This window comes from Nostoc sp. UIC 10630, from assembly GCF_010747425.1.
Lineage (GTDB): Bacteria > Cyanobacteriota > Cyanobacteriia > Cyanobacteriales > Nostocaceae > Nostoc.
Genome location: NZ_JAAGOG010000236.1, coordinates 1 through 10,526, shown reverse-complemented (window position 1 = coordinate 10,526; position 10,526 = coordinate 1). Strand labels below are relative to the sequence as shown.

At 43.0% G+C, this 10,526-nt stretch carries 8 protein-coding genes; 6 read left to right on the top strand and 2 right to left on the bottom strand.

Going from position 1 to position 10,526, the window contains the following annotated elements; genetic code table 11:
- Positions 1–422: 422 nt before the first annotated feature.
- On the bottom strand, positions 423–968 hold the full coding sequence (locus G1O98_RS32915; RefSeq protein ID WP_163937388.1) for a hypothetical protein: 546 nt from the start codon (positions 966–968) through the stop codon (positions 423–425).
- Positions 969–1,814: 846 nt separating this feature from the next.
- Between G1O98_RS32915 and clpB the strand changes: the two genes are divergently transcribed.
- On the top strand, positions 1,815–4,433 hold the full coding sequence (gene clpB / locus G1O98_RS32905) for an ATP-dependent chaperone ClpB (RefSeq protein WP_114080790.1): 2,619 nt from the start codon (positions 1,815–1,817) through the stop codon (positions 4,431–4,433).
- A gap of 159 nt (positions 4,434–4,592) precedes the next feature.
- Here clpB and G1O98_RS32900 read toward each other — a convergent pair whose 3' ends face one another.
- Positions 4,593–5,147, bottom strand: a complete 555-nt coding sequence (locus G1O98_RS32900; protein ID WP_163937381.1) for an SRPBCC family protein — start codon at positions 5,145–5,147, stop codon at positions 4,593–4,595.
- Positions 5,148–5,568: 421 nt separating this feature from the next.
- Here G1O98_RS32900 and G1O98_RS32895 point away from each other — a divergent pair, with 421 nt between their 5' ends.
- From G1O98_RS32895 to lpxD, 5 genes are all read left to right on the top strand, one after another.
- Complete coding sequence (locus G1O98_RS32895) at positions 5,569–5,763, top strand: hypothetical protein (RefSeq protein WP_012410758.1); 195 nt, start codon at positions 5,569–5,571, stop codon at positions 5,761–5,763.
- A gap of 266 nt (positions 5,764–6,029) precedes the next feature.
- On the top strand, positions 6,030–7,235 hold the full coding sequence (locus tag G1O98_RS32890; RefSeq protein ID WP_163937379.1) for an RNA-guided endonuclease TnpB family protein: 1,206 nt from the start codon (positions 6,030–6,032) through the stop codon (positions 7,233–7,235).
- A gap of 44 nt (positions 7,236–7,279) precedes the next feature.
- Complete coding sequence (gene rd / locus G1O98_RS32885) at positions 7,280–7,441, top strand: rubredoxin (RefSeq protein WP_012410759.1); 162 nt, start codon at positions 7,280–7,282, stop codon at positions 7,439–7,441.
- A 52-nt stretch (positions 7,442–7,493) separates the two neighbouring features.
- Positions 7,494–8,738: an NAD(P)/FAD-dependent oxidoreductase gene (locus G1O98_RS32880; RefSeq protein WP_163937376.1), complete on the top strand. Its 1,245-nt coding sequence runs from the start codon at positions 7,494–7,496 to the stop codon at positions 8,736–8,738.
- A 271-nt stretch (positions 8,739–9,009) separates the two neighbouring features.
- Positions 9,010–10,062 carry a UDP-3-O-(3-hydroxymyristoyl)glucosamine N-acyltransferase gene (lpxD, locus tag G1O98_RS32875; RefSeq protein ID WP_163937373.1) on the top strand — a complete coding sequence of 351 codons (1,053 nt, stop codon included), beginning with the start codon at positions 9,010–9,012 and terminating at the stop codon, positions 10,060–10,062.
- Positions 10,063–10,526: the final 464 nt, after the last annotated feature.

Below are 10,526 nucleotides of genomic sequence, written 5' to 3'. Positions count from 1 at the left end.
CCCTTATCCCCACTTCGTGGGGGCCCCACCTTCCCCCTTTCCCTTTACCCCGTCAAGTTCACTTGGCGAACTACTACAGTCTTAGTCAGAAATAAATAGGAGTTGTATCAAAATTAAGTAAGCGAGCTAGTCATTGTAATCGTGTTGACTTAATAAAGAATCGTATACCAAATCAAGTATACGATTCTTGATAAAACATAGAACTAAACTGTTTTCTACCCACGACTGGAATGCTTCAGTTGTTTAACCGGGGATATTAGAGCTAATTACGGGCAGTGTATGTCATACAGTTGGCTACGCTTAAAATTAAGGGGGTACGCCCGTCTTTTTTAGTTTCGGCTAGGAAGGAGCAAACATTTTTGTACTAAGCAGTTTTACCTGTTACACCAAATAGGTTTTTTGGTGTAACAGGCGTATATTTACTACAAATCTAGTTGTTTAGACTGTGATGCTACCAGCGTAATGGCAAACTTAGTCCCTCGCTTAAAGTCTGCAATAGTTGCATTATATTGCAAGGACTGGTTTGATGGTAAGTAAGATGGCCCTCCGCAAGATACATTTAAATCCGTACCATCCTTAACTTTTAAATTAGAACAACCATAAATAACTGTTTTATTGCCTTCATCATCGACTTTGCTGATCTGAAGGCTTTTAACAACCCCAGTTACACCCGCAGGCAACTTTATAATAGCTCTTTCAACCCTCAGAGCTTGTGGTAACTTCATCGCGTTAGCACTGAAGCTACATCCATCGGCATTGTTAACTATCACAGTCGGTGGTAGAACATCGATTTCATTGGGGTTATTTGGATCTGGTATTATTCTTACATCACCTACGACGGTACAACCTGACTTGATAGGCGCAGTCAGTAAATCTGCAATTGCCATTCTAGGAAAGAAAGTTGCACAAATTACGAGTAAAACAGCAATAACGCCAAAAATCTTCTTGGAATATTTGAATTGATTCATTATTTTTCCTCCTTAAGTAAGTAGACGTTGAAAAAACCTCTATCTAAAGAAATATTCAGTAAATTTTTCATTAAATATGCAAATACGCAATTTGATTTTCAAAATTAGATTTTTCTACGGGTGTAGACATCACCAAAGCACCGCAAAAGTTTTCGGATTACTGCTATGAACATTGATTTCTAGCATTGTTGCATTATTCCCTTGTTACATTAGCTGCTAGTTTCCAACTCAGCACACGCAATACTTTCTCTTTCAGTGCCGTCAAGTAAGCACGATTCAGCTTCCAGAGGGCGACTCCAAAAACCTCTGTACCGACTTCTAAGCGCTCACTGGAATAAACCCCAATACGCTTGGGTTAAGGGCTAATGGCAAAAATTTTGGGTTTTTGAGACGCGATAAATCGCCGTCTCTACAAGTGTTTTGGTCTTATCCGAACTGTATTGGAATAAACCCGACTAATGCGATCACCTACGTGGGCGCTTGTGCCATCGCACACAAGAGCGCATCTACTGACATTCCGCAAACCGGTAATTGAAACCGTGGGTTCCATGAGCTACTCCGGTTGTTGTGCAATGAAAAAGAATCGCACGCATGAAAATCAAAACTAGGGGAAAATACCACTTTTACAAGACGTGAACACCGATCTAGGCGATCGCTATCCTGTTCATACAATATCTATTGAGAGTAGAAATTTTCTTTACTTGGTGTTCTGGTGGTAGCCTGCGACAAGCCCTCCGGGTGACGCTCCTAACATCGCTAACGCTGCGCTAACAGCAGTCGCTCATGGGGGAAACCCCCAAGACCGCGCTGCTTCACCACTACGCCTCTACGTTCCTGAAAAAGCCTATGCAACCTACTAATCCTAACCAATTTACAGAAAAAGCCTGGGAAGCGATCGCCCATACCCCCGATATTGTTAAACAATATCAACAACAGCAAATTGAAAGCGAACACTTGATGAAGGCGTTGCTAGAACAAGATGGTCTAGCAACTGGGATTCTCACCAAAGCGGGTGTTAACCTCCAAAAACTGCGCGATCGCACCGAACAATTTTTTCAACGTCAGCCAAAAGTATCTGGTACTAGCAGTTCTGTTTACTTGGGACGCAGCTTAGATACACTTCTAGATCGGGCAGATGTGTATCGCAAAGAGTTTCAAGATGAATATATTTCAATTGAACACTTATTGCTGGCTTACGCTAAAGATGACCGCTTTGGCAAAGCTTTATTCCAAGAATTCGGTTTAGACGAAGGCAAACTAAAAGATATTATTAAACAAGTTCGGGGGAGCCAAAAAGTGACCGACCAAAATCCAGAAGGCAAATACGAAGCACTGGAAAAATACGGGCGTGATCTCACAGAAGCCGCGCGTAAAGGTCAACTCGATCCAGTGATTGGGCGGGATGATGAGATTCGCCGCACTGTCCAAATTCTGTCTCGCCGCACCAAGAATAATCCTGTGCTAATTGGTGAACCGGGTGTTGGTAAAACTGCGATCGCTGAAGGATTAGCACAGCGCATTATCGCAGGTGATGTACCCCAATCCCTCAAAGACCGCAAGCTAATTTCTTTAGATATGGGTGCTTTGATTGCGGGGGCAAAATTCCGGGGTGAATTTGAAGAACGCCTGAAAGCAGTATTAAAAGAAGTTACTGAATCTGGCGGCAATATTGTTTTATTTATTGATGAAATTCACACCGTTGTTGGCGCTGGTGCAACCCAAGGCGCGATGGATGCGGGTAACTTGTTAAAACCGATGTTGGCGCGGGGCGAATTGCGCTGTATTGGGGCGACAACTCTAGATGAATACCGCAAACATATCGAAAAAGATGCCGCACTAGAAAGACGCTTCCAGCAAGTTTATGTCGATCAACCCAGTGTAGAAGATAGTATTTCGATTTTGCGCGGCTTGAGAGAACGTTATGAAAACCACCACGGGGTGAAGATTTCTGATAGTGCTTTAGTTGCCGCCGCCGTATTGTCGAGTCGATATATTAGCGATCGCTTCCTCCCTGATAAAGCTATTGACTTGGTAGATGAAGCCGCCGCTAGATTAAAAATGGAGATTACCTCCAAACCAGAAGAACTCGACGAAATCGATCGCAAGATTCTGCAATTGGAAATGGAGAAGCTATCGCTGCAAAAAGAAAGCGATGCCGCTTCTCGTGAACGTCTAGAAAGACTAGAAAAAGAAATTGCCGATCTCAAAGAAGAACAAAGAACCCTCAATACTCAATGGCAGTCTGAAAAAGATATCATTGACAAAATTCAGTCCGTTAAAAAAGAGATTGAACGGGTCAATTTAGAGATTCAGCAAGCAGAACGCGATTACGACCTTAACCGCGCTGCGGAGTTGAAATATGGTAATTTAACCAGTTTGCATCGTCAGTTAGAAGCAGTAGAAGCTGAATTGGCAAGCGCCCAAAGAAGTGGAAAATCACTATTACGGGAAGAAGTCACAGAAGCTGATATTGCCGAAATTATTTCTAAATGGACAGGAATTCCCATCAGCAAGCTGGTGGAATCTGAGAAAGAGAAACTACTGCATTTAGAAGATGAACTACACCACCGCGTGATTGGACAAGAAGAAGCAGTCACAGCCGTAGCAGATGCAATTCAGCGATCGCGCGCTGGACTAGCTGATCCCAATCGTCCCATCGCTAGCTTTATTTTCCTTGGGCCTACAGGTGTGGGTAAAACCGAGTTGGCGAAAGCGCTGGCGGGCTATATGTTCGATAGCGAAGATGCGCTGGTGCGAATCGATATGTCGGAATATATGGAGAAACATGCCGTCTCCCGTTTAATCGGTGCGCCTCCAGGATATGTGGGTTACGAAGAAGGCGGACAACTAACAGAAGCGATTCGCCGCCGTCCTTACTCAGTGATTCTCTTTGACGAAATCGAGAAAGCCCACCCTGATGTTTTTAATATCTTCTTGCAAATTCTCGATGATGGTCGCGTCACTGATGCCCAAGGTCATAAGGTGGACTTCAAGAACGCTATTATCATCATGACTAGCAACATCGGTTCGCAATACATTCTTGATGTCGCTGGGGATAACGCTCACTACGACGAAATGCGCCGTCGAGTCATGGAAGCGATGCGGAATAGCTTCCGTCCAGAATTCCTCAACCGGATTGACGAAATCATCATCTTCCACGGTTTAGATAAGAAGGAATTACGGCAGATTGTGCTGTTGCAAGTACAAAGATTGCGTCAAAGATTGGCCGATCGCAAAATATCCCTCAAACTTTCGGATATTGCACTTGACTTTTTAGCAGAAGTAGGGTATGACCCAGTGTATGGGGCGCGTCCACTGAAGCGGGCAATTCAGCGAGAGTTAGAAACTCAAATTGCCAAAGCCATCTTGCGCGGTGAATTCAACAACGGCGATACCATCTTTGTAGATGTGCAAAATGAGCGTCTTTCTTTTAGTCGCTTACCCGTTGAGGTGTTTAGCAGCTAATTAGTCGAATATAAAACACCTCTCCCTCGTTTTACGTAGTAAAACTGTCCCTCTCCAAGTCGGAGAGGGATCAGCTTGAACTTTAGTTCAAGGCGGGGAGAGGTTGTTTAAACTCACTTTTTAAATAATTGAACTACACTATTCCCCATTCCCCATTCCCTACTGTTTACAAATTACTTGTCGCATTTTCCGCATATTTGCAGGCAATTCAAAGTTCATTGCTTGTTGAATGAAAATTGATGGAATGGGAATCAGAGGTGTAGCTTGCACGGTATAAGCAAGCAACGTGCCATTTCCACAATCTTTGAGTTCTAAATTGGCGTTAAAATCCTCAAAAGTCCCTTTTTCCATGCGAAATTGGATTTGTTGCCCCAGCACTTCTACAACGTTGAGGTAAATTTCCACTTGAGCCGTGAAAAAGAAAAAGGCTTTTTGTGCTGCTTGATATAGACGCTTCACTTCACCTTTGTGTGATATCTCGCTTTTAGTGATATCAGGAAAATATTGCACCCACCGGGGATAATCAGTTAATTGCTGCCAAACTTGCGATCGCACCATCGGCAAATACATCCAGGCTGTCACCGCGCCACCACACGCCTTGTGCGATCGCGTTTCTACCAAAATTTCACCCTGTACCAGCAACTTTTGTTTATCTTGACTCCAAGCCATATCTGAACCTGCAATAATTGAGTCTGAGATATGAGACGCAGACATAATGATTTTAGTTACTCCTCAACTCATCCACCTAAATAGAATTGAAACTACAAGCTATAAAACTTGATTTAGATCCAACCCATTAAATTTTAGTTCCAGTGTAATCCCGATCCTTTCCGGAAAGGGTGAGTTTTTGGTAATTATTTCAGTTACTTTACTGTAAAACCTGTAGTTTCGATCACAATTAACACAATTAATACTTAAGCGGGCTTGATAATAACACTATTTATAAATGAAAAACTAAGTTCTTAACAGCTAGAATGGCACAAACACTATTTAATATCAAGCACCTTACCCCAACCTCTGGATAGGATCTCTCGATTTTTGCGTATTATTTATGATGAAACTGTAACTTCATCATAACTTCATATCTGTTTGTCAATATCAAGTGTAATTTCTGTTGAGTTGAGAGGAAAATTAAGTGAGTCAATCTTCTTTAAATCGTAGATTAATCCAGATTTTTGGTATTCTTCTTGGTGTTAGTGTAGCCGTTTGGGTACTGAGAGGCTTTGGTATTCTTACTTTTATTCCAGGTGGAATAATTTTGCTACTACTACTAGGGGCGATCGCGATCGGGATTATCAGTTATGCCCAAAGGACTTGGTGGCGTTTGTAATCTGGATCTCTCATAATCTGGGAAATTTCCGCCAAGGTTATATGCCTTACCCGATAAGCCTTTATCCTCTCGTTTAAGAATTGTAGTATGAGCATTTTCACTTACTGCTAAAAGTATTTAAATGAATCGTGAAATTCCTCATCCGCCTCGCCTATGCGGTGGGCATGGATAGCGAGGCTGTGTAGCGGAGCAAAGCAGCCAATTAGCTTTGTCTCTCATTTAAAAGTTTGTTTACTGCTTTTAGTATTTTGTAGTTAGACAGGGACATGAAACACGCCGTCAAGGTACGAATTTATCCGAGCGATGAGCAGCAAGTCGCGCTATCAAAAGCGTTTGGTTGTGCGCGTTGGTTTTGGAACAATTCGTTAGCCATGACTAATCAGATATATAAAGAGACGGGGAAAGGTCTGTCTCAACAAGGGATGAACGACCGTCTACCCGCTCTCAAAAAAGAGTTTGAATGGTTGTCCGAACCCTATAGTCAAGTGTTGCAGTCGGTATCCCTCAACCTGTCTAGAGCGTTTATCAATTTCTTTGAGGGACGGGCTAAATTTCCCAACTTCAAATCGAAGCAAGGTAAGCAGTCTATTCAGTATCCTCAGAATGTCCAAATCACCCATGAGGGGTTGAAGCTTCCAAAAATTGGGATAGTTCCAGCCAAAATTCATCGAGTGTTAGAAGGCAAACTAAAGACCGTTACCCTATCCCTTGCTTCATCAGGTAAGTATTTTGCCTCATTGTTGTTTGATGATGGACAGCCCGAAATAGAGCAATCCTCTCAGGGTAAAGCGGTCGGGATTGACCTGGGACTGACGCACTTTGCGATCACCTCTGATGGTTCAAAGTTTGATAATCCGAGAGTGTTGAAAAAACGATCAAGGAACCTGAAGCGTAAGCAGCAAAAGCTATCTCGCAAAGTTTTGGGTTCCAACCGTCGCAAGAAGGCGCGTCGGATTGTGGCGCGGGTGCATGAAAAGATTGCCAATACCCGTCAAGACTTCCTGCATAAACTCTCTCGCAAAATGGTGAACGAGAACCAAGTCATCTGCCTTGAGAATTTGGCAGTGAAAAACATGGTGAAAAATCACAACTTAGCTAAAGCCATTAGCGATGTGAGTTGGGGTGAGTTCACCACAATGCTGGAATATAAAGCTAGAGTTGATGGAAAGTGCTACGTAGAAGTAGACCGTTTTTTCCCATCCTCAAAGACTTGCTCCGTCTGTCTCAATCAAGTGGGTAGCTTACCAATAGAAGTTCGGTCATGGCAGTGCAAAAACTGTAATACAAAGCATGACCGAGACGTAAACGCCGCTATCAATATTCGAGATGAAGGACTCAGAATATTAGCGTTAGGAACTAGCGCTACTGCCAAAGGAGGGAGTGTAAGTCCAAAGGTTGGAAGGCGAAAGTCGTCCGTATCTAAGGCTACTCCCAATGAATTTGGAAGCCCCATCCGCCATGCGGTGGGGTAGTTCACTAGGGAAGCGATGCCAATAATTTATTAGGGGAAAGGAACATGGCAAAGTATATATGTACCGTTTGCGGCTATGAATATGACCCAGAATTCGGCGATCCAGATAGCGATATAGCGCCGGGAACAGCTTTTGAAGATATACCAGATGATTGGGTATGCCCGACTTGTGGTGCGACAAAAGATCAATTTGAACTAGTTGAATAGTGAAGATAAAAGCTAGCCTAGTAAAGTACGTGCTATTGAGAAATTTTAGAATTTGCTACCGTTACGAATCGTAGTTATTGGGGGTGGGGCTGCGGGATTTTTTGGCGCGATCGCTTGTGCTAAAGCCAATCCTGATGCCCAGGTTACTTTACTCGAAGCCAGTCGTCAACCACTGGCGAAAGTGCTAATTTCTGGTGGTGGACGCTGCAACGTCACTCACGCTTGCTTTGACGCGGAGGAGTTAGTACAAAATTACCCCAGAGGTGCAAAAGCTTTGCGGGGTGCTTTGACTCGCTTTGCCCCTCAAGATACAGTAGCTTGGTTTGCTGCTAGTGGAGTCTATCTAAAAACTGAAGCTGATGGCCGGATGTTTCCTGTCACCAATACTTCAGAAACCATTGTGGAATGTCTGATTAAATCGGTGGCCACATCTGGGGTAAAACTCCGTGTCGGTACACACGTAACTTCGGTGAAACGAAGTACAGCAGATGAGGGGTTTGATATTCTTCTTAAGTCGGGAGAGACGATTAAATGCGATCGCCTACTGCTTGCCACCGGCAGTAGTATTGTCGGTTATAAAATTGTCCGAGAGTTAGGTCATCAAATAGAACCGCCAGTGCCCTCGTTATTTACCTTTAACATTCTCGATCAAAAGTTGCGAGAGTTGGCTGGAGTTAGCGTTAACCCTGTCCAATTAAGATTATCTGCGAGTGGAAAATCCCAATTACAACAAACTGGGCCATTGCTGATTACCCACTGGGGTTTGAGTGGCCCGGCTGTTTTAAAGCTTTCTGCTTGGGGTGCGAGAGTTTTGCACGAAAGCCGCTATCAAGCCAAATTATTGATTAATTGGCTGCCCCTTATGCACCAAGAACAAGTGCGAGAAAAAGTTTTAGCAGTTAAAGATGAATGGGGAAAGAAAGCGATCGCATTGCATCGCGGCGTTGATTTACCCCATCGTCTCTGGCAATATATCATTGCCCGTGCAGGCATTACCACAGAAGACCGTTGGGCAGAAATATCTAGTAAAACCTTAAATCAACTGGTGCAAGAACTTACTCAAGGACAATACTTAATCAACGGCAAAGGAGCCTTTAAAGAAGAATTTGTTACCTGTGGCGGCGTTAACCTCAAAGAAGTCAACTTCAAGACGATGGAAAGTAGGTTAGTTCCTGGCCTTTATTTTGCCGGAGAAATCTTAGATATTGATGGTGTTACCGGTGGGTTTAACTTCCAAAGTGCTTGGACAACTGGGTATTTGGCAGGGATAGCAATGGCGAATAGCCAGACAGCTTAAGAGAGTTTGTAGTAAGTACTTTAGTGCTTAGAAATCAAAGGCTAAAGTCCTTACGGCGAACTTATTAAAAATAATGTAGTAGATTACTATTTTTACTATTCCACTATTAAACAAGCGTTCTCTTAATTCTTATATATGATTAATCATTTCAAAACTTCGCAGTTTCTAGAAGAGAAATAATCTCTATATTAATTACTCATTATCTTGCTAGTACAAAGCGGCAAAAATAAAGCTACCATCCTTTGTAGGTCAATTTTGAACACACCCAACAATGAAATTTAGCGAAATTATCAGCCAATTTGGTGAAACAGCCACAAATCATAGCCTGACTAGCAACCCAGACCTTGACCCAGAAATTACAGGGGTAGCAGCCATTGATGAAGCCACTAACGGTACTCTCAGCTACGTAGAAGGGCCAAAATTTGGGTCTTTTGTCAGTAAGACCAATGCTACAGCTTTAATTTTGCCCCAAGACGAAAAATTACAGGAGCTTGCACAAGAGAACGGTATTGTCTGGATATCGACCTCAGATCCGCGACTGTTATTTGCCAAAGCGATCACACTTTTTTACCAACCATATCGCCCTGTTCCAGAAATTCATCCCACTGCTGTAATTCACTCCAGCGCAAAAGTTGGTAGTGATGTTTACGTTGGTCCCCATGCTGTGATTCAGCAAGGCGTGGAAATTGGCGATGGTGCAATTATTCATCCCAATGTGGTAATTTATCCAGATACCAAAATCGGCGATCGCACCACCTTACACGCCAACTGTACTATTCACGAACGCACCCGCATCGGTGCAGATTGCGTGATTCACAGTGGTGCAGTCATTGGTGCAGAAGGCTTTGGTTTTGTTCCTAGCCGTACTGGTTGGTTAAAAATGGAACAATCTGGATATACAGTCTTAGAAGATGGGGTGGTAGTTGGCTGTAACACTGCTATTGACCGCCCAGCAGTCGGAGAAACACGGGTAGGCCGCAATACAGTAATTGATAACTTAGTACAAATAGGTCATGGCTGCCAAATTGGTTCTGGTTGTGCTATTGCAGGTCAGGCTGGTATGGCAGGGGGCGTAAAACTGGGAAATCGCGTTATTTTAGCTGGACAAACCGGAATAGCCAATCAAGTGAAAATGGGAGATGGTGCGATCGCATCTGCTCAAACTGGAATTCACAGCGATGTTGCACCAGGAGAAATTGTCTCAGGAACTCCAGCCGTTCCTTACAAACTATATCTCAAGGTATGTGCTGTTTATAGTCGCCTACCAGATATGTATCAATCGCTGAAACAATTGCAACGTAAATTCAAAAATAGCAATGATTGAAGGAGGCAAAAGGCAGAACATTGGAATTAACCAAATTTTTGTAAAAGTTAAAGTATTAAACTGATCTACATCTAGCCCAAAACTTAAGCTCCGGGCTAGATGTAGATCAAGTCCGCTCATTTTCTATTATTGGATTTAGGGTCAGCGATCGCAATTTATCTAAAATTGTCATAAGCTAATCGGCATTTAAGTTGCATAAAAGTAGGGCTGAAGCTCTTACTACAAGCGAATCATTCTAGAAAAATGAATGACGATTAGCTTACCATAAACCACAATTTTTTGAAAATCGCGATCGTCCACTGCTGATGCTACGACATTATTTTGCTCGTAAAACTAAAACCCGATAGCTATTAGATAAGCTAACGGGTTTTAGTTTTAAGTATTATCCCTGGCACCGAGCTATTTTTGCGTAGGGCGACCCCTAAACTATCGTTGCCGCAACAGCGTTTCACCTCTGAGTTCGG

Coding starts and splice junctions, on each gene's coding strand:
- G1O98_RS32915 (WP_163937388.1), bottom strand. CDS start 968: ATGAATCAATTCAAATATTCCAAGAAGATTTTTGGCGTTATTGCTGTT.
- clpB (WP_114080790.1), top strand. CDS start 1,815: ATGCAACCTACTAATCCTAACCAATTTACAGAAAAAGCCTGGGAAGCG.
- G1O98_RS32900 (WP_163937381.1), bottom strand. CDS start 5,147: ATGTCTGCGTCTCATATCTCAGACTCAATTATTGCAGGTTCAGATATG.
- G1O98_RS32890 (WP_163937379.1), top strand. CDS start 6,030: ATGAAACACGCCGTCAAGGTACGAATTTATCCGAGCGATGAGCAGCAA.
- rd (WP_012410759.1), top strand. CDS start 7,280: ATGGCAAAGTATATATGTACCGTTTGCGGCTATGAATATGACCCAGAA.
- lpxD (WP_163937373.1), top strand. CDS start 9,010: ATGAAATTTAGCGAAATTATCAGCCAATTTGGTGAAACAGCCACAAAT.